The organism is Streptomyces sp. NBC_00316, from assembly GCF_036158715.1.
Lineage (GTDB): Bacteria > Actinomycetota > Actinomycetes > Streptomycetales > Streptomycetaceae > Streptomyces.
Map to the genome: position 1 here is coordinate 4134675 of NZ_CP108023.1, position 20619 is coordinate 4155293.

Sequence of the window (20619 nt, forward strand, 5' to 3'; positions counted from 1 at the left end):
ACTATGGCCCCGAGCAGCCCCTCCCCACCCGCACACCCGGTCTCCGCGCGAGCCCTCCGCGCCCTCGGCTCCTGGATCCGCAGCGCCCCCGGCACCTACGTCTGGCTGACGATCCTCTTCGTCACCACCGTCGTCGTGCACCAGATGTCACCCGACTTCGAGGACGACTTCCTGCGCCGACGCTCGACCAACATCCACGAGCTGCTGCGCGACCCAGTACGCGTCCTCATCTCCAGCGCCTTCTGGATCGAGGGCGGCCGCTGGCTGCCGTACGCCTTCCTCTTCACGGTCTTCCACGCCCGCGCAGAACGCTGGCTCGGGACACTGCGCTGGTTCGTGGTCGCCGCGCTCGCGCACGTCGTGGCCACCCTCGTCAGCGAGGGCGCCCTCGCCTGGGCCGTCCGCCACGGACAGGCTCCCGTGTCCGTGGTCAACGCCCTGGACATCGGGGTCAGTTACGCACTCGCGGGCGTGGTCGCCGTCCTCACGTACCACGTCCCCCGACCCTGGCGGCCGGTGTACCTCTTCGCCGTCCTCGTCGTCTACGGCGTTCCGCTGATCACCGGCCGCACCTTCACCGACCTCGGCCACCTCACCGGCGCGCTCGTCGGTCTCGCCTGCTACCCGCTCACCCGGGGGACGACGAAACCACCCCTTGCGCAGTAACGTCCCGCCACACAGAGACTCGGGCTTCACACCGGACAAGCAGGGGCAACATGAGCACCGTCAGCACGGCCAACGGCGGAATATCGTTCTGGTACGCGGATCAGGGCACCCCCACCGCCCGCGAACCCCTGCCCGGCGACACCACGGCCGACGTCTGCATCGTCGGCGGCGGATACACCGGCCTGTGGACCGCCTACTACCTCAAGAAGGCCGTCCCCTTCCTCAACATCACCGTCCTCGAAGCGAAGTTCTGCGGCTACGGCGCCTCCGGGCGCAACGGCGGCTGGCTCTACAACGGCATCGCCGGCCGCGACCGCTACGCGAAGCTCCACGGCCACGACGCCGCGGTCCGCCTCCAGAAGGCGATGAACGGCACCGTCGACGAAGTCGTGCGCGTCGCCGCCGAGGAGAACATCGACGCCGACATCCACCGAGGTGGCGTCCTCGAAGTCGCATACACCCCCGCCCAGCTGGCCCGCCTCAAGGACTTCCACTCCGTGGAGATCGCCTTCGGCGAGACCGACCGCGTCCTGCGCGGCGCCCGCGAGACCGCCGAACGCATCCGTGTCACCGGGGCGGTCGGCTCCACCTGGACCCCGCACGGCGCCCGCCTGCACCCGGTCAAACTCGTCAAGGGTCTCGCCGACGCCGTCGAGGCACTCGGCGTCACCATCCACGAGGCGACGCCCGTCACCGAGATCAAGCCCAAGCACGCGCACACTCCGTACGGCACCGTCCGCGCCCCGTACATCCTGCGCTGCACCGAGGGATTCACCGCCGGCCTCCAGGGCCAGCGACGCACCTGGCTCCCGATGAACTCCTCGATGATCGCCACCGAGCCGCTCCCCAAGGAGATCTGGGACACCATCGGCTGGGACGGCCGCGAGACCCTCGGCGACATGGCCCACGCCTACATGTACGCCCAGCGCACCGCCGACGACCGCATCGCACTGGGTGGCCGCGGCGTCCCCTACCGCTACGGCTCCGCCACCGACAACGACGGCCGCACCCAGCCCGCCACCATCGAGGCGCTGCGCGACATCCTCGTCCGGTTCTTCCCCACCACGGCGGGCGTCCGCATCGACCACGCCTGGTCGGGCGTCCTCGGCGTCCCCCGCGACTGGTGCGCCACCGTCACCCTCGACCGGTCCACCGGACTGGGCTGGGCCGGCGGCTACGTCGGCTCCGGCGTCGCCACCACCAACCTGGCAGCCCGCACCCTGCGCGACCTGATCCAGCAGGACTCCGGCCAGTCCGGACCGACGGATCTGACCACCCTCCCCTGGGTGAACCACAAGGTCCGGCGCTGGGAACCGGAACCCTTCCGCTGGATCGGCGTCCACGGCATGTACGCCGCCTATCGCGCCGCGGACCGCCGCGAACTCGCCTCCCCCCGGCCCGGCACCGACCGACTCGCCAAGGTCGCGGACCGGTTGGCCGGACGGCACTGAACCGAGGCCGAGCCGGCGCCGGTGCCGCCCATGCACCGGCGCCGAGCAGGGAAGGAACCGGAACGAGCCCGGCGAAGATCCTGCGGAGATCTCCTGGAGATCCCGCGAACCGGCGCACATGCGACGGCCCGAATATCCCCTTCCACCACTTTTGATCTTGCATGACTTCGTCATGCCTTGGTCACAGCGGGGACCTCCGGTTGAAACCGGCGGGCCGGGTTCGCGAGGATGGCGCTCTATGGGATCACTCGGTCTGGCAGGGGGATGCACATGAAGTTCGACATGGGGGCGCAGGTTCTGTCGACGCTGACGTCGAAGTCGCGTGGTTCGAGTGATGACTTGGGCACGTTGATCCGTCAGCTGGTGCAGGCGGCGGCGCCGTTGGAGGGGAAGTTCCACGGTGCGGGGCGGGTCGCGTTCGACTCGTTCAAGAACCGGTCGGACGAGATCACGGCGGCGTTGAACGGTTCGCTGGCGTCGCTGCTGGGCGGCCAGTCGGGCATGGACTCGGCGTTCGGTTCCGGTGACCAGGAGCAGGGCGACAACGCGCGGCAGCAGATGGGCGCCGCCAACTTCGACGCGGCCCGCTTCGGCGGACGCTGAGCTGCAGGGGTAGGGGTAGGGGTTCGTGATGGCTGGTGGCAGTGATCGTCGTGCGTACGACACGGGTGCGTCGGCGGATGTGCAGGGCAATATCCAGGTCGTGATCGGGCGTCTGGAGGAAGTGATCGCGGCGCGTGACGCGCAGGTGAAGGCCGCGATGGCGGACTTCACGGCGGACGGTGTCGCGGACGAGTACCACGGCAAGGAATTGCGGTGGAACCGGGCCTCGCAGGAGGTCAGGAACATCATCCAGCTGCTGAAGACGACGCTGGAGAAGAACGACGGCACCGCGCAGCACACGATCACGCGCGCGAAGGCCGCAGTCGACAACATCGGCTGATACGCGGACGCAGGCCGCGGCGGACAACATCGGCTGACCTGGGTGCGGATGGGCGCCGGTCGGTATCGGGGAGCATGAGGTAGCGCATGACCGGCTGGGATCTGAAGCCGCAGGGTATTCAGGGTGTGCTGAAGACGACGGGTGAGACGGCGGGGAAGATCGAGACGTATGCGAAGGCGTACGGGGAGCATCTGACGTCGGCGGCGACGAGTGCGGGCACGATCACTGCGGAGGGCGGTGGTGAGGGCGGTGAGAAGGCCGGTGGTGGTCTCGTCGCGCTCGCGCTGTCGCAGTACGCCGAACATGCCACGTCGGACCTGAAGTTCATCGCGGCGCGGGCGGGGAAGTCGCTGACCGGTGCGGTGGATGCGACGACCGCGTACCTGAACGGTGACCTGGAGATGGCTGCGGAGTCGCAGCGCAAGGCTCTTGGTGTCCCGGATCTGGATCTGACGAAGCCCGGGGTGCAGACCAAGTGATCAAGCCGGAAGCGATACCGCAGTTCACCGGTGATCTGGGCCAGTTGGAGAAGGATTACGGCAGTCTGAAGACGGATGCCGGGCACATCCGGGGCACCGGATCGGATGTGCACACCCAGTTCCAGGGGTTGTCCGCGTATTACCGGGCGCCGGAGGCGGAGCGGCTCTTCGCGTCGACGAAGCCGGTCCAGGACCGGTCCGACGGTTTCGCCGACGACCTGGAGAAGGTCTCCACCGCTCTGTCGGACTACGCCACCGAAGTGCGTCCGCTGGTCACGAAGCTCGCGCAGCTCAAGGCGGACGCGACGACGTTCGTGAACAAGGTCAAGGACGACGAAGACTGGGAGTACGACGAGGACAAGATCGAGGAGCACAATCAGCTCCGCGACGATGTCACGACGACGGTTGCCGCGTTCTGGGCCGCCGAGCGCACCTGCCACAACAAGATCACCGCGTTGTTCGGCGGGACGCAGATGGTCGCGGGCGATGGCTCGGAGCGTAAGGACCAGTACGGGTTCAACGCCGAGGACCTCAAGAACGCGAAACTCCCCTGGGGTGACCCCATGGAGGAGAAGCACCATGTCTGGGAAGTCGGGCACTGGGTCAAGTCGTTCGTCTGGGACGGGCTGATCGTCGACGGGATCTGGGGCACGATCAAGGGTCTGGGCACCCTGGTCGGGTTCGGCGGCTGGGATGCGATGGGCCAGGCCTGGAAGGGTCTCGCGCAGCTCGCGACCGGTCTGGTGATCACGTCGATTCCCGGTGCGGGAGCGTTGTTCTGGACGCTGCCGGACGACAAGCTGCCGTCCTGGCTGCGGGACTCGCGCACCGCGATGAAGGAGACCGGCAAGGCGCTGGTCGCGTGGGACGAGTGGGGCAAGAACCCGGGACGGGCCGCGGGAGCGGTCACGTTCAACGTCCTGACCACCGTGTTCACCGGCGGCGCCGGTGCCGGCGTATCCGGTGCGGGCAAGGCCGGCGCGGTCGCGAAGGTCCTGTCCGTGGCCGGGAAGGCGGGCAAGGTCATCGACCCGATGACCTACATAGCCAAGGGCGCAGGCGCCGGCCTCTCCAAGATCGGCGACATCACCAAGGGCCTCAAGGGCATCGGCAACGTCGAGATCCCCACGCTGCCCGACGGCTCGTTCCAGTTGCCCGACGGTCATCTCCTGGACCCCAACGGCAACCTGATCCCCCCGAACACCCCGATCGACACACCCACGATCCCCCACGCCACGGTCCCCGGAACGTCGCTGCCCACCTCCTGGCAGATCCCGTCGGCGTCGGTGCCCGGAGTCCATGCCGGAAGCGGCATCCCCGGTGTGCCGCACACGGGCGGCTTCGACAACGTGCCGGCCGACGGGGGCAGCCATGTGCCCGGCGCTCCGGCGCAGCACGTACCGAACGGCTCGTTCGGACCGGCCCCCTCGACGTTCGACCCGGCAGGCCACGTACCAGGAAGCCCGGCAGCGCACGTACCCGGCGGCTCGTTCGGACCCGCCCCCTCGACGTTCGACCCGGCAGGCCACGTACCAGGAAGCCCGGCAGCGCACGTACCCGGCGGCTCGTTCGGACCCGCCCCCTCGACGTTCGACCCGGCAGGCCACGTACCAGGAAGCCCGGCAGCGCACGTACCCGGCGGCTCGTTCGGACCCGCCCCCTCGACGTTCGACCCGGCAGGCCACGTACCAGGAAGCCCGGCAGCGCACGTACCCGGCGGCTCGTTCGGACCCGCCCCCTCGACGTTCGACCCGGCAGGCCACGCACCCGGCGGACCGGCAGCGCATGTACCGGGAGAGCACCTCCCGACGGGCGCCGGGCACGACGTCCCGCCCGCGGGCCCGCACGGCCCCGGGCACGACGTGCCGACCACGCACGGGCACGACACACCGGGTACGCACGGGCACGACGCCCCGCACCACGGCGGCCACGCCGACGACGCGGCCTCGCACGCCGACGACACGGGCTCACACGCGGACGACGCGGCGCACGCCGGTGACACCGGCGGGCATGTAGACCCGCACGGCGCCGCCGGTGACGCCCTGCACGGTGCGGACGACGCGGCGACGGCCGGCCATCCCGGTGCGGACGGGACGGATGTCGCCGGCGCGGCGGACGACTTCAAGTACACCCCGCACATGTCTGCGGAGGACTTCAAGGCCCTCTCGCATGCCGAGAAGCACAGGGTCGCCGCAGCCGAACTGACCGACGGCACCGTTCCGTTCACCGACGATCTCGCAGCGATCGATTACGGCCGGGACTACTGGAATGACTACGTCGACAACCTGGACCCGTCGGCGAAGCAGGCGCTCTGGGACTACACCGGCGAGACGTTCCCCTCGTATCACGACATGAACGGCCATCTGCGGGGCACGCCCGGCTTCGGCCCCAGGCCCGAGGTGCTGCACGACATCGGCGAGATGGACAGGGTCATGTCGACCCGGCCTGTGCCCGACGACATCATGGTCGTCCGGGGTACTGGTCTGGGCCACCTCAACCTGGAGTCTCCGCTCGACATGCTGGGCAATACATACCCCGACAAGGGGTACACCTCCACGTCGCTCGGCAATCACCCGGTTCCCAGCTTCGCCGGCAAGGAGGCGATCCTGCATCTCCGCGTGCCGAAGGGGACGCCCGCACTCTGGCTGGAGAAGGTCAGCAAGTTCGACGTGGAGGAACGGGAACTGCTCCTGGCCCGTGGCTCCGAGTTCAGGGTGACCCGTGTCTTCATGGAAAATGGTCAGGCCCAGGTCTACGGGGAAGTCCTACCTGCAAAGTAAGGGAGCATTGCACGCATGAGCAGGGAACAGCGACCCAATCCGCGCTTGAACGAGGATCTGTTGTTCAACGTGGCGCCCGGCGGGCCACCGCGCTACAGCCATGTATCCAACAAGCCCGTTCAGTACCTGACAGTGGCGGACAGGGACGGCCAGGTGATCGGCTACGCCTGGGCGAACGACGAGGACGACGCGGCCGGGTGGGTGGTCCGCAAGGCGGGCGGCGACGAGGCGTTCAACGAGGGCTCCGTGTGGGCCATCAAGCTCCACGACGCAAAGGCCCGGGGCATCGCACCGACCGCCGCCCTGGCAGAGATGATCCAGGAGTCGGACCCCACGAAGACCAGCCACGTCGTACCCGACTCGCTGAGCGAAGCCCCGAACCCCGACGTGGTCAGGAAACTGGCCAACCCGGAGTGAGAACGACCGGCGAACACCACTCCAATCCGCGCTTCGAAGAAGACATGCGGTTCAAGCGCATCGCCGGACCACCCCGCTACAGCCGTGTCGCACAGGGACCTGTGCGGTATGTGCGGGTGGCCGCCGGCACCGGCGTGGTGATCGGGTATGTCTGGGCGAACGACGAAGGTGAAGCCGCCGGCTGGGTGGTACCGCCGGGGCTCGGCGCTGCCGAGATCAACGCCGGTGCCGCATGGCTTGGGAAGCTGCGGGACGCGAAGGCGCGTGGCATCGCCCCCAGTGCCCTGCTCGCCGAGCTGATCCTGGACACGAGCGACATCCAGGGAAGCCACGTCATGCCCGGTTCGCCGGCCGAATGCACGACCCTCGACGAACTCAGGGAACTGGCGAGCAAGGGCTGACCTCTCCACGATGAGCGAGGCACACCGACCGCCCAACCCACGCCTGAACGAGGACCTGTTGTTCGACGCGGCGCCCGGAGGGCCACCGCGCTACCACCACTCTTGCCGCTCTCAGAGAGTTGATCCAGTGAGAGAGTGAGAGGGGGGCCACGTGGTCGCGCACATTCCCCGCCACGCATCCCCCACGAAGGACACCGCAGAGGCCATGGCGGCGCGGGGCCTGTGCACGAATCGGGTGCCCGCTCCCTCAACCGCAACGGTCCGGTCGCCCCTGCCCCAGGGCAACGAGATTCGTCCACGACGGCGCGGTGTCGTCCGTGGAATCTGCGGCATTCGGGCAGGCGCCCCAGCACGCCCGAGCCGGTGCGCGAACAACTGAGCCGCTCGGCCCGGCGCGTGCGGGCCCACTGAGCCGCACAGCACCGGCCGTGCACCGGCATCGTCGCGGACGGAGCCGCATCCGCGCCGCGCTGTTGCCCGCCCCGCCCCACCCGTCACCGGTCCCCCGTCTGCATCGCCCTGATTCCTCTGCTTTGGAACTGCTTCATGATTGTCCGGGGTCTGTCCCACTCCCGACTCCGGGTTGTACTGCTGACTTGTCCATGCCTTATGTTGCGGAGGCAAAGCAAGGGGGATTCCGTATGCCGCAACACACGCAACCGACTGCAGCACCGCGGACGAAGTCGGCCGACGCCGGCGTCGGCGCCGTGGCGCGCGTCGGGCGTGCCCACCGATCGGCGGCCGGGCACGGCAACGTTGATGCGGTGGACGCAGGACGCGGTACGCGCGACGGTTCGCCGACCATGACCGAGGCAACGGACGACTGAGGCAGCGGACGACTGATGGCACGGGATTACGACAGCCAGCTTCTGGAATCGGTGGCGGTACGCCGCCGCAGGATGCGGGACGCGCTGCTGTTCGGTGTGCAGCGGTCCCGGCGCACGGCGGACGAGCGGCTCGGGAAGGTGTTCGCCGGGATCGCCATCGCGGCCGTCCTGTGCGCAGGATGCGTCGGGTGGTCCTTCCTCCAGCACACGCTGGCGAAGCAGAAGGCCGAGCAGGAGAAGCAGCAGCGCCAGGAGCAGCAGTACGAGCAGCCGGCCGCCACAGCGAAACCGGACAAGTCCGGTGAATCCAGCCCCGGTTCTCCGTAGTTCCGGCCGCCCGATGACGACTTCCGTGAACAGCACCCCGGGCGCGTCCAGCCGGCCCCCGTCCTCAACGTCGCGACGATAGGTTCCCGTAAAGTGGTGAGCACAGCAATGACTTCCCGGGCTCAGCTGAGCCGGGTGACCCTGGTCGGCGAGCGACGCCGGGCCGACATCGTCCTGCCCTCCGACACACCGATCGGGCAACTGCTCCCGGACATCCTGCAGTTGCTGGACGACCGGGCCGCGGCACGCCCCATGACACGGCAGTTGATCACGTCGGACGGCTCCGCGCTGCCGCACGACAGCACCCTGTCCTCCGCCGAGATCGCGGACGGCGCCGTGCTCCGGCTGGTCCGGGCCCACTCCGCGCCGCCCGCCCCCGTCGTCCACGACGTCACCGATCTGGTGGCCGACGACCTCGACCTCCAGGCGTGGCGCTGGCGTCCCGCCGCGCGCCGGGCCAGCGCGGGCGTGGCGACCGTGGCGTTCGCGGTGATCGCCGCGCTGCTCGCCCGTCGTGAGTTCGCGCTCGACACCCTGGCGGGCGCACTCGTCGCGGTCACCCTCCTTCTTCTGGTGGCGGGCGCGCTCGTCGCCAGGATCGGTCAGGGCAACCGCGGTCTCGCGACCGCCCTGCTGCTGGCCTCCGGCGGGCTCGGCATCGTCACCGCCTGGACCGCCTCCGACGCGTACGACTGGCCGGGGACCGCGCGGCTCGCCGCCGTCGCGGGCGCACTCGTCCTCGTCCTGCTGCTGCTCGGCTACTTCTCGCCGCTCGGCCGCGGCGGGCTCATCGGAGCCGTGGCGACCGCCGCGATCACCGTGGTGTGGGAAGCCGTCGCCGCCGTCCAGGACGATCTGTCCCGGCTGGGCGCCGTCATGGCCGTCTTCTCGGTGGTGCTGCTCGGGCTGCTGCCCCGGCTGGCCCTGATGGCCTCCGGTCTCACCGCACTCGACGACCGCCGCTCCGGAGGCATCTCCGTCAGCCGCCACCAGGTGGGCAACGCGCTCGCGGCCACCCACCGCGGCCTCGCTCTCGCGACGACCGTCACCGCCCTCTCCGCAGCGGCCGGCGGCTGGCTGCTGACACAGGCACACACGCCGACCGTGTGGACCACGGCGCTGCCCGCACTCGTGGCCCTCGTGCTGCTCTCCCGGGCGCGGGCCTTCCCTCTGGTCGCCGAGGTCGTGGCACTCATCGCCGCCGCCGCGGTCCTCGTCGTACGGCTCGTCATGGTGTGGATGCAGCACTCCGGAGGCGCCGGACCGCTCGCCGTGCTGTGCGCGGCCGGGGTCCTGCCGCTGCTCGTCCTGGCGGTGCAGCCGCCCGAACATGTGCAGGTCCGGCTGCGGCGCATGGGCGACCTGGTCGAATCCATCGGTGTCGTGGGGCTCTTCCCGCTCGCCGTCGGGGCGTTCGGCGTGTACGGACAGCTGCTCAACAAGTTCTGAGTCGACGCTCAGGCGCTCCGAGCGGGGCAGCAGGGCGGAAAGAGGAAGGCTGACATGCCGAACGGAGACAACTGGCAGGGCGATGTGCTGCGCGACCTGCGCGGCGCCGCCGGCCGGCCGAGCACCCCGCAGCAGGGCGGCCCGGAGCAGGGTCCGGCCCAGCAGGGCCCGCAGGGACCCGGTACGCAGGGACCTGCCGGACACGCACAGGGCGCCCCCGCACCGGACCCCGCCGCCGGGTACGCGGCACCCCCGCAGGCCGCCGCCGCACCGCAGTCCGGCTACGGGTACCCGCCCCAGCAGGGCGCGTACCAGGGCGCCCCCGCGGCCCACCCCGGACACCCCGGGCCCGCGCCCGACGCCGCATACGGCTACGCGTCCCCGCAGCAGGCCACCCCCGCGCCGGCCGCCGGCTACGGCTACCCGCCCCAGCAGCCCTCCCCCGCGGGCCACCCCGGTCACGCCCAGCCCGCCCCCGCGCCGGACCCCGCCTACGGCTACCCGCCGCAGCAGGGCGCGTACCAGGGCGCCCCCGCCGCGTACCAGCAGGCCGCCCACCAGCAGGCCCCCGCCCCGCAGCAGCCCCGGGCCACCGCCACGGCGCAGGCATCCGCCTACACCCCCACCACCCGCCCCCACCACACCCCCGACTCCCGGCCCGTGGTCGACAAGGCCCTGGTCACCACCGGGCGCAAGCCGCGGCACGGGCAGTCCTTCGCCTCGCGGGCCACACGCGCCGTGCGCCGCACCGTCTCCTCGTCGGCGGCGAAGGAAGTCGCCGAGATCACCCGGATCGCCGAGGTGCTCCAGCAGCCCGTGACGACCGGGCGGCAGATAGCCGTCACCTCCATCCGGGGCGGCGCCGGCAAGACGACCGTCGCCGCGCTGCTCGGCACCACGTACGCGCACTACCGGCAGGACCCGGTCCTCGTCGTCGAAGCCGACCCGGCGCTCGGCTCGCTGCCGCTGCGGCTCGGCGCGGAGACGCTGCGCTGGACCATCGGTGACTTCGCCGACATCGTCGAACCGCAGATGTCGCTCCTCGACATCACGGGCTATCTCGTCCAGCTCCCGGGCAACGCCTGGCTGCTGCCCGGCAGCCAGGGACAGATCGGCGCCATGCTGGGCAGCAAGGCGTACGAAGGCGTCATGGTCTCCCTGCGCCGCTACTTCGGCGTCACGGTCGTCGACTGCGAGACGCTGCCCGCCGAGGTCGCCCGGGTCGCGCTCTCCGCCTCCCAGGCCCGCATCCTGACCGCCCCCGCCACGCTGGAGGGCGTCACCAGCACCTACTCGGTGCTCCAGTGGATGCAGGGACTGCCGAAGCATGTGATCGCCGGCACCGTCGTCGTACTCACCGAACTGGTGCCGCACACGGGACTCGACCTCACCGAGGCCGCCGAGAAGCTCAGGTCCACCGGGGCGAGCGTCCAGGTCCTGCCGTACGACCGGCACCTGGCCGCCGGCGGCCTGATCCGCACCGAGCTGCTCGCCCACTCGACCCGGGAGGCCGTCACCCGTCTCGCCGCGGACGTCTTCCAGCTCTCCCAGAAGCGCCACTGAACCCGATGCCGAGCCCGACCGTGAGTGACGGACGCCGATGAGTACCCGACTGATCCACCGCCCGGCCAGGACCACCCGGCCCGCGGCCCCCTCCGAGGCACGCACCATCGAGGCCCCGCCCAACCTCCCCGAGGGGAAGTCGGGCAACATCGCCATGTCGCTGCTGCCCGTGGCCGGCGTCATGTCGTCCGTCGTGATGATGACCGTCGTGCGCAACAGTCAGTTCGCCGGACTCGGCGCGATCATCCTCGTCGTCACCGTCATCGGCTCCGTCGCCCTCGTCTTCTCCCAGCGCGGCAAGGCCCAGCGCACCCGCCGCACCCAGCGCGAGGCCTACCTCGCCTATCTGGAGGACCTGCGCGAGGAACTCTCCGGCGAGGAACGCGAACGGCGCGAACGCACCGAGATCCTCACACCGCCGCCGGACGCCCTGTACGACATAGTGCGCGACCCGGCCCGGCTCTGGGAGCGCCGCCGCTTCGACGGCGACTTCCTGCGGGTCCGCGTCGGCACCGGCGAAATGCCCGTACGCGATCTGAAGGTCGCCCAGCAGGGCTCCTCCGTCCTCTCCCCGCCCGACCGCTTCATGCTCAACGAGGCGTCGGCCCTCATGGCCCGGTTCCGTACCGGCACCGAACTGCCGCTCACCGTCCCGCTCGACCGCGTCGGAAACGTCAGCGTCATCGGCCCCCGCGAGGACTGCCTGCGCGTCGCCCGCGCCCTGCTCGTGCAGACCGCCGCCACCCACGCCCCCGACGACGTGGCGATGGCCCTCGCCGTGCCCGGCGACCGGCTCGCCGACTGGGACTGGGCGAAGTGGATGCCGCATCTGCTCGACACGGAGCAGCTCGACGGCCCCGTCGCCGCCCGCCGCATCGCCCCGTCCGCACCCCAGCTCGCCCGGCAGATCGGGGCAGAACTGCGCCGGCGCGCCTCGTACGCGGCCGAGGTGCGCCGCGGCCTGTCCGGCAAGGACGCGCTGTCCATGACGTCGCGGCTGCTCGTCGTCGCCGACGGACACGGCGAGGACGCCGTGGACCTGCCGTGCCCGGACGACGCGGTGGGCCTGCGCGAGATGAGCGTCACCATGCTCCACCTGCTCGAACACCGGGTCCAGGAGCCCGGACACGTCGGCGTGCGCATCACCGTCGACGGCAACGAGGTGCTCATCGAGGACCTGCGCGAGAAGGAACCGATCAGCGCCCACGGCACCGTCGACGAGGTCACCATCCCGTTCGCCGAAGGCCTCGCCCGGATGCTCGCCCCCCTGCGGCTCGCCGCCGAATCGCTCGTCGACGCCCCGTTGTCCGGCCCCGTCGACTTCGCCGACCTCCTCGGCATCGACGACGTCGCACAGCTCGATCTCGAACGCCTGTGGGCACCGCGCGGCGAACGCTCCTTCCTGCGCGTGCCGATCGGTGTCAGCGACGCCCGCGAACCGGTGCTCCTCGACCTCAAGGAGTCCTCCGAGCTCGGCATGGGCCCGCACGGCCTGTGCGTCGGTGCCACCGGGTCCGGTAAGTCGGAACTGCTGCGCACCCTCGTCCTCGCCCTGGTCGCCACCCACCCGCCGGAGGACCTGGCGCTCGTCCTCGTCGACTACAAGGGCGGTGCGACATTCGCACCGTTCGCGGATCTCCCGCACGTCGCCGGTGTCATCACCAACCTGGAGAACCAGGCCGGCCTCGTCGAACGCGTCCACGCCTCGCTCGCCGGCGAGGTCAAGCGCCGCCAGCAGGTCCTCAAGGACGCGGGCAACGTCGCCGACATCGGCGACTACGCCGCCCTGCGCGCCGAGAAGCGACCCGACCTGGACCCGCTGCCGCACCTGTTCGTCGTCATCGACGAGTTCGGTGAACTCCTCACCGCCAAGCCGGACTTCATCGACCTGTTCCTGTCCATCGGACGCATCGGGCGCTCCATCGGCGTACACCTCCTGCTGTCCAGCCAGCGCATCGAGGGCGGCAAGCTCAAGGGCCTGGACACCTACCTCTCGTACCGGCTCGGCCTGCGCACCTTCTCCGCCGACGAGTCCCGCACGGTCCTGGACACCACCGACGCCTTCCACCTGCCGCCGCTGCCCGGCTTCGGCTACCTCAAGGTCGACACCAGCCACTACGAACGCTTCAAGGCGAGTTACGTGTCCGGCGCCTACCGCGGCCCCGTACAGCGCGCCGAGGAAGCGGACTCCGGACCGCTCGCCCTCGAGTACGAGGCGTTCAACACCCTTGCGAAGAAGGAGGGTTCCGGCGACCAGGAGCCGACCTCAAGGCGTCGCGAGACCGGGCCGACCGAGATGGGCGTCATCGTCGGACAGCTGGAGAAGGCCGCCGGTCCGGTACGCCGCATCTGGCTGCCCCCGCTGCCCGCGGCCGTCGCCCTCGACAAGGTCGCAGGCCCGCTCGACGTCGGCCCGCGCGGCATGCAGCTCGCCAAGCGCAGCAGCCCGCTCCGGGTTCCGCTCGGCCTGCTCGACGACCCCACCAAGCAGTGGCAGGGCGAGTGGTACCTCGACCTCACCGTGGCAGGCGGTCACGCCGCCGTCATCGGCGGCCCGCAGTCCGGCAAGACCACCCTGCTGCGCACCCTCGCCCTGTCCATCGCACTGACCCACACCCCGCAGGAGGTCGGCGTCTACGGCCTCGACCTCGTCGGCGGCGGCCTCCAGGCACTGTCGGACCTGCCGCACGTCGGCGGCGTCGCAGGACGTGCCGACCGCGAACGCGCCGGACGCACCGTCGAAGAGGTACGCGGCGCCCTCGCCACGCGCGAGGAACTCTTCCGCGAGCACAACATCGACTCCGTCGAGCAGCTGCGCACCCTCCACGCGGCGGGCCGGCTGCCCCAGCTGGCCTCCGCCGAGATCGTGCTGATCATCGACGGCTTCGGCGCGCTGCGCGACGACTTCGAGGAGCTCGACGATGCCGTCGTCGACATCCTCAAGCGTGGCGGCGGCTACGGCATCCACGTCGTCGCCGGCATGCTCCGCTGGAACGACGTCCGCATCGCCACCCAGTCGAACTTCGGCACCCGCATCGAACTGCGCCTCAACGACCCCAGCGAGTCCAGCATCGACCGCAAGCTCGCGCAGACCCTGTCGCCCGACGAGCCCGGCCGCGTCCTCACCGACGGCAAGCTCTTCGCGCAGGTCGCCCTCCCCCGCACCGACGGGCTCCCCGACACCTCGGACCTGGGCGCCGTCCTGGAACGGACGGCCCGCACCGTCCGCGCCACCTGGAGCGGCGAAGTCGCCCAGCCGGTGCGGGTCCTGCCGCACATCCTGGAACCGCACCTGCTGCCCGGCCCGGTCGCCGAACCGCAGCGCGTACCGATCGGCCTGGACCAGACCGCCCTGGCGCCCGTCCTCCTCGACCTGTTCCACCACGACCAGCACCTGCTGATCATGGGCGACAGCGAATGCGGCAAGACGAACCTCCTCAAGACCATCGCCGGCGGACTCATCGAGCGCTACAGCGAGGACGAACTCGTCTTCGCCGTCATGGACCCGCGACGCGGCCTGCGCGGCGCGATCCCCGAGGAGTTCCGCGGCGGCTACGCGTACAACGCCAAGATGTGCGCCGGCCTCGCCGCCGGTATCGCCACCGAGCTGGAGAAGCGGCTGCCCGACGACAGCGCGGGCACCGAGGACCTGGAGCCCGGCAGCTGGGGCAGCGGTCCGCGGATCGTGGTCCTCGTCGACGACTACGACGTACTGACCACCGCGGGACTGGCCCCGCTCGCACCCTTCCTGCCGTACATCCCGTCCGCGGTCGACATCGGACTCCACTTCGTCCTGACCCGCCGGGTCGCAGGCGCCTCGCGCGGCATGTACGAACCGCTGATGCAAGGCCTGCGCGAGTCGGGTGCCTCGGCGGTCGTCATGGCCGGCGACCGCAGCGAGGGCCAGCTGTTCCCCGGGGTGTACGCCACCCAGCAGCCGGCCGGGCGCGGCGTACTCGTCCGCAGGGGCCAGTCGAACCGGCTGATCCAGACCGTGTACACCGCCGGATGAGCCACCACGCGACCGGCCCGCGCACGCGGATCACGCGACGCACGACAACCACGCCACGCACCACGAAGGACCGGACGACCACATGACCAAGGACGTCATCGCCCTCACCCCGAAAATGCCCGACCCGCTCAGCGTGATCGCGGGCCTGCTCTCCGGAGGCCCCGACAAGCTGGTGGAGACGGTCGGCGAGGGTGCCGTCGTACAGCTGTGCGACCCCGAGGGCCGGCCCCTCGTCTCCGTCGAGGCACCCCTGCTCGTGCAGGTCGCGGGCGAGGCCGAGCGGCTGCTCGGGGCAACGGCACCCGCCGTTCCGTTCTGGTGGACCGAAGCACGCGCCACCACCGGCGTCGAGGAGGCCGAGCGGATCGCCGGCACGTTCGCGGCCCGCCTCATCACCCTCTCGGGCGGCTCCGCCTGGCCGCCGGAGGCCGCACGCTCCGTCGCCGTGGTGAAGAGCGAGGGCGTCGCCGTCGCACCCACACCCGCCGCCGCACAGCCCGCGATCGACGCGCTCACCGACAAGGTCGCCGTCGTCATCCAGGACCGGCCCGTGGTGGCCATGACGGCCTGGCTCTCCGACGCGTTCCGGGCCACCGCCAACGCCGAGATCGGCCTCCAGATCGTCACCTCACCCGGAACCACACTCTCCCCCGCCGTACGGGGCAGCCTGCCCGGCTGGCCGTCGCGCTGGGTCGTGCAGGACGAGCAGGACGGCTACTACGACGGTCTGTCCGGCGCCGTCCTGCGCTGGCAGGACGGCATGTTCGCCACCGTCGAGGCGGCCGACGCGACCCCCGACGACCCGCGCACCCCGGTCGCCGCCGCCTTCAAGGAATTCACCGACACCGGCGAACGCCAGCTCGCCCTCTCGTTCCGCACCGTCCACCCCGCCGACGACCGGCTCGTCCTCGGCGGCGCACTGGAATCGGTATGGCGCGAACTCACCGGGAACCCACCGGCCGGCTGGGGCACCGCCGAACCCGCCAACCTGCCCTGGTCGCTGCGCCAGCTGACCGATGTCGCCCACGACAGGTCGCCGGCGCCGACCTGGGTCGTCGTGGTCGGCAGCCCGGACCGGCCCGGCCTCGCCACGGTCCGCATCAGCCGCACGACGGCGGGCGTGGAGGAGGACGTCACCCTGGCGTTCGGCTACGGGCCCGGCGAGCAGCCGCCGGTGGACGCGCTGCCCCGGGTCGCGGAGATCCTCGCCACCCGCCACCACCTGCAGTCGATGCTGGTCCAGATCCGCAAGGCCCGCCGCGACCTGGCGGTACCGCCCCGTTTCGAAGGCCCCGGCGTCCCGGTGGCGTTCGTGCTCGGCGCGGAGGAGGTCCGTGAGATGCCCGGCGACCGCGCCCGCCGCACCCCGCTGTCCGAGCCCCCGGTACAGCTCGGTCCGAAGACCCGCCCCGCGCTGTACTACCCGCTGCCGGGCGACCCGTCGGACCTGTCGGGCTGGCAGGACTTCGAACGCCTGATGCGCCACCTGAAGGGCGCCTGACCGGCATCACGGTGAGGCGGGAGGGCCTTCCGGCCCGGTGCGAATTCGTCGACTGCACCGGGCCGGAAGGCCCTCACCGTTCCAGGACGTACGGAACAGCTAGTTCCGGTCACAGCACTAGTACTTGCTGATCTCCCAGAAGCGGAAGACGGTCGAGGTGTCCAGGGTCCACTCCAGGCCGGAGATGTTGTCGTCCGCCACCGCATACTGCTTGCCCTGCCACAGCGGCAGGATCGGCAGGTCCTCGGCCACGTCGTCCTGAAGCTCGTTGAAGGCCTTCTCGGTGGTGCCCCGTTCGGCCCGGGAGGCGGCGTCGGGAATGATGCGGTCGGTGATGTCGTCGTTCTCGTAGCCGTTCTGCAGGACGTTGTCCTTGCCGAAGAACGGCTGGGTGAAGTTGTCCGGGTCGGGGTAGTCCGGGACCCAGCCCTTCACGTAGACGCCGAGCTCACCGGCCGCTATCCGCTTCTCGTACTGGTCGAAGGGGAGGGACTTGACCTGCGCTTCGAACAGTCCGCTCGCGTTGAGCTGCTGGGCGATCGCCCGGAACTCGGCGTCGGTGGCGGGGCCGTAGCGGCTCGGCGTGGACCACAGCGTGAGCTTCACCTTGTCGGTGATGCCCGCGCCACGCAGCGCCTCTTCCGCCTTGTCCGGCTGCGGGCTCCCGCCGTACTTGTCGAAGAACGCGGTGTTGTGGGCCGTGATGCCGGCCGGGACGATCGAGTACAGCGGGGTGGCCGTCGAGTGGTAGACCTGGCTGACGAGGGCGTCACGATTGACCAGGTACGCGATGGCCTTGCGCACGGGGAGCTGCCGGACCACCGGGTCCTTCATGTTGAAGACCAGGTGCTGCACCTCGGCGCTGGTGCCTTCGACGACGTCGATGCCCTTGTCGGCCGAGGCGCTGGATTCCTCCAGCCGGGAGGTGTCCTGCGCGGTCAGACCACGGTAGGCGACATCGATGTCACCCTTCTGCAGCGCCGACGCCAGCTTCTTCTGGTCGCCCCGGAAGAATTCGAGGGTGATGCCCGAGTTCTTCACTCGCGCTGTGCCCTCGTAGCCGGAGTTGACCGAGAAGACGGCCTTCGACTTGTCGAGGGACTTCAGCTTGTAGGGACCCGACCCGACGGCCTTGCCGTCCTTGCGCAGGCTGTTCGCCGGGTACTCGCGGTGGTTCACGATGGAGCCGGCGCCCGAGGCGATCTTGCTGGGGAAGGTGGCGTCCGGAACCTTGAGCTGGAAGACGACCGTTCGCTCGTCCGGAGTGTTGATCTTCGCGATCGTGGAGAGCAGCGGCGCGGGGCCGCCGGGGTCGTCGATCCTGATCGCCCGCTCGAAGGAGTACTTGACGTCCTCGGAGGTGAGGCTGTCGCCATTGCTGAACTTCAGGCCGTCGCGGAGCGTGCACCGGTAGGTCCTGCTGCCGTCCGCGAACGAGCAGGACTTCGCCGCTTCCGGCTGAGGGGTCGATTCCCCTCGGGGAAAGCTGAGCAGGGACTGGAAGACATTGTTGAACAGCAGCCAGGACCCCGGGTCGTAGCCCGAAGCCGGATCCGCGGCCAGGACGTCGTCCGACATGCCCACGACGATCGAGTCGCCGGACTCGGCATCGCCTCCATCGGACTGGAAGGCGCAGCCGCCCAGCAGGGCCACCGCGAGTCCGGCCCCGAGGGGAGCCGTCCACCGTTTGCGTATGTTCACAGAACTGCCTCGTGCTCTCTGTCGGCTGCGCTGGGGCGCCTGCGCCGCCGTGATTGATCAGGAACCGCCGGTTGCGGATCTGGTCGGCCCGTTCGGGGATGGTGTCGCCGCTGCCCCGCCGCCTGATCCAGGTCCGGACGGGCGGGAGCTGTAGCCCTTGCCGCCCAGGACACGGTCAGGCCGGACCCGTCGCTGTACCGGGCCGGTGCCGAGGCATCCGGATCTTCTCCATCACGGCAGTGAACCGGGTGCAGTCGTTGCTGTGCCCAGCCTCCGTCCGCGGTCCCCCCTCCAGACGCGGGGATGCTCCGCGCATCCGGACCAGGGAGGCGAGCATCTTGCCGTCTGAATCATAAGGGCGGAGTGGCAGACCCTCCTTACGCCCCCGGCAGTTGGTGAACAGCAGGCAGAAACGAGGGAAATTCGTAGGTCACGGCGAGTGGGTCCCGGCGGTTACAAGCTGTCGTGACCCGCCGGCCGTGATCCACGGCTGACGCAGTGACCGACCGGACCCCCGGGGCGAATGCGCCCCGGGGGTCCTCAATCGCAACAGGGCAAAGCTTGCCGGGAGGGGCACTGGCTAGGAGGACTCGCTGCTTGCGGGCAGCCGAACCGTGAACGTCGTCGATCCCGGACTGCTGTCGAGCGTGACCCCTCCGCCGTGGGCTTCGGCGACCGCCGCCACGATCGACAGTCCGAGGCCGGCGCCGCCGCCCGGGCCCTCGGTGCGGCGGCGGTCCGCCCGCGTGAAGCGCTCGAAGACTCCGGGCTGGACCTCCGGGGGAACGCCGGGGCCGTCGTCGTGGACCTTCAGTGCGGCCGTCGCCTTGTCCGGCCCCTCGGACTCCTCGTATTCCAGGGAGACAGTCACCGTGGTACCGGCGGGTGTGTGCAGCCGTGCGTTGGCCAGCAGGTTGGCCAGCACTTGCTGGAGCCGGTGGCCGTCGCCCGTCACCCTCACCGGCTCCTCGGAGAGCTCCAGCGTCCAGCGGTGGCCGGGGCCTGCGGCCTGCGCGTCCGTGACCGCGTCCAGGACCAGGCGGGTGAGGTCGACGGGGCGGCGTTCCAGCGGGCGCCCCGCGTCGAGGCGGGCAAGGAGGAGCAGGTCGTCGACCATCTCGCCCATACGGGCCGACTCCGCCGCGATGCGCTCCAGGGCCCGCACCACCTTCGGGGGCACGTCGCCGGGGTGCAGCAGCGCCAGTTCGGCGTGGCCGCGGACCGACGCCACCGGAGTGCGCAGCTCATGGCTGGCGTCGGCGGCGAAGCTGCGCAGCCGTTCCTCGCTCGCGTGCCGTTTGGTCAGCGCGTCCTCGACATGGCCGAGCATCCGGTTGAAGGCGTCGGCGACGCGGCCCACCTCGCTGCGCGGGTCGGTCTCGGGTGCGCGCGGCGGAAGGGCCACCTCGCCGCTGGCGAGTGGCAGTTCGCTGACGCGGGCAGCGGTCGCGGCCACCCTGCTGAGTGGCCGTAGCGACCAGCGCACCCACAGGGCCCCCGCGACGCCGGTGATGGCGAGTGCCGCGCCGAAGACGATCGCGGCGACCAGTTCCAGCCGGTGGAGGGTGGCCTCCACGGGCTCCATCGGCAGTCCGGTGATCAGGACGTCGCCGTCCTTGCCCCCGACCGCCATCAGGCGGTACGCGCCGAGCGACGACAGGTCGACAGTGTGCCCTCGGCCGTCGGCCGGCACCGCGGCGAGCTCCCTCCTGTCCCCGGTGCTCAGCGGAGCGGACAGATCGCCCGTGCCGCTGGTGGAGCCCACCACCGCGGCGTTGGTGACCGTGTCACCGAGCAGCCGGGCGCCGAAGGTGCCGGTGGCCTGCCGGCGGGTGTCGGCGTACTCGTCGCCGTCGTGGTCCGACGGCAGCCGCCCGTCGTGCTCCAGGCTCGCAGGGAACCGTTCGCCGACACCGCGCAGCTGCTGGTCGAGGCGGCCGGTGAGGAAGCCGTCCAGCTCGACCACCGCTGCGACGCCGACGGCGGCACAGCTGACCGCGAGCAGCACGACGAGGCCGGCGGTGAGCCGCGCCCGGAGCGTGTGGGGCCAGGACAGGCGCGACAGCCGGTGCCGCGGGCCCGTGGTCACAGGGCTACGGGTT

General features: G+C 70.7%; 15 protein-coding genes. 13 read left to right on the plus strand and 2 right to left on the minus strand.

Annotation, left to right across the window (positions count from 1 at the left end; genetic code table 11):
* Positions 1 to 3: 3 nt before the first annotated feature.
* The 13 genes from OG878_RS18390 (at position 4) to OG878_RS18450 (ending at position 16816) form a co-directional block, all read left to right on the plus strand.
* Positions 4 to 666: a rhomboid-like protein gene (locus OG878_RS18390; protein ID WP_328891293.1), complete on the plus strand. Its 663-nt coding sequence runs from the start codon at positions 4 to 6 to the stop codon at positions 664 to 666.
* A 50-nt stretch (positions 667 to 716) separates the two neighbouring features.
* A complete protein-coding gene (locus OG878_RS18395) occupies positions 717 to 2117 on the plus strand; it encodes an NAD(P)/FAD-dependent oxidoreductase (RefSeq protein WP_328887794.1) in 1401 nt (466 codons plus the stop codon).
* A gap of 270 nt (positions 2118 to 2387) precedes the next feature.
* Complete coding sequence (locus tag OG878_RS18400; protein WP_277327600.1) at positions 2388 to 2720, plus strand: hypothetical protein; 333 nt, start codon at positions 2388 to 2390, stop codon at positions 2718 to 2720.
* A gap of 28 nt (positions 2721 to 2748) precedes the next feature.
* On the plus strand, positions 2749 to 3060 hold the full coding sequence (locus OG878_RS18405) for a pore-forming ESAT-6 family protein (protein WP_328887345.1): 312 nt from the start codon (positions 2749 to 2751) through the stop codon (positions 3058 to 3060).
* A gap of 86 nt (positions 3061 to 3146) precedes the next feature.
* Complete coding sequence (locus OG878_RS18410; RefSeq protein ID WP_277327598.1) at positions 3147 to 3539, plus strand: DUF6507 family protein; 393 nt, start codon at positions 3147 to 3149, stop codon at positions 3537 to 3539.
* Positions 3536 to 6319, plus strand: a complete 2784-nt coding sequence (locus OG878_RS18415) for an ADP-ribosyltransferase (RefSeq protein WP_328887795.1) — start codon at positions 3536 to 3538, stop codon at positions 6317 to 6319. The genes OG878_RS18410 and OG878_RS18415 overlap by 4 nt, the downstream gene beginning before the upstream one ends.
* A gap of 15 nt (positions 6320 to 6334) precedes the next feature.
* Positions 6335 to 6736 carry a hypothetical protein gene (locus tag OG878_RS18420; protein ID WP_328887796.1) on the plus strand — a complete coding sequence of 134 codons (402 nt, stop codon included), beginning with the start codon at positions 6335 to 6337 and terminating at the stop codon, positions 6734 to 6736.
* A 44-nt stretch (positions 6737 to 6780) separates the two neighbouring features.
* Entirely contained in the window at positions 6781 to 7137 is a 357-nt protein-coding gene (locus tag OG878_RS18425; RefSeq protein WP_328887797.1) for a hypothetical protein, read from the plus strand.
* An 842-nt stretch (positions 7138 to 7979) separates the two neighbouring features.
* Positions 7980 to 8291: a hypothetical protein gene (locus OG878_RS18430; RefSeq protein WP_328887798.1), complete on the plus strand. Its 312-nt coding sequence runs from the start codon at positions 7980 to 7982 to the stop codon at positions 8289 to 8291.
* A 108-nt stretch (positions 8292 to 8399) separates the two neighbouring features.
* Positions 8400 to 9740, plus strand: coding sequence for a type VII secretion integral membrane protein EccD (gene eccD, locus OG878_RS18435; protein WP_328887799.1), 1341 nt, complete (start codon positions 8400 to 8402; stop codon positions 9738 to 9740).
* A gap of 54 nt (positions 9741 to 9794) precedes the next feature.
* The gene (locus OG878_RS18440; protein ID WP_328887800.1) at positions 9795 to 11303 is read left to right on the plus strand and encodes a nucleotide-binding protein; all 1509 of its coding nucleotides are present in this window, start codon (positions 9795 to 9797) and stop codon (positions 11301 to 11303) included.
* Positions 11304 to 11340: 37 nt separating this feature from the next.
* Entirely contained in the window at positions 11341 to 15315 is a 3975-nt protein-coding gene (gene eccCa, locus OG878_RS18445) for a type VII secretion protein EccCa (RefSeq protein WP_328887801.1), read from the plus strand.
* Positions 15316 to 15397: 82 nt separating this feature from the next.
* Entirely contained in the window at positions 15398 to 16816 is a 1419-nt protein-coding gene (locus OG878_RS18450) for a DUF6177 family protein (protein ID WP_328887802.1), read from the plus strand.
* A gap of 117 nt (positions 16817 to 16933) precedes the next feature.
* On the opposite strand, the gene OG878_RS18455 is transcribed toward OG878_RS18450, so the two are convergent.
* Positions 16934 to 18517: an ABC transporter substrate-binding protein gene (locus tag OG878_RS18455; protein ID WP_328887803.1), complete on the minus strand. Its 1584-nt coding sequence runs from the start codon at positions 18515 to 18517 to the stop codon at positions 16934 to 16936.
* A 580-nt stretch (positions 18518 to 19097) separates the two neighbouring features.
* Positions 19098 to 20606 (minus strand): sensor histidine kinase, encoded by a 1509-nt coding sequence (locus OG878_RS18460; RefSeq protein ID WP_328887804.1) that lies wholly within the window; start codon positions 20604 to 20606, stop codon positions 19098 to 19100.
* Positions 20607 to 20619 lie beyond the last annotated feature (13 nt).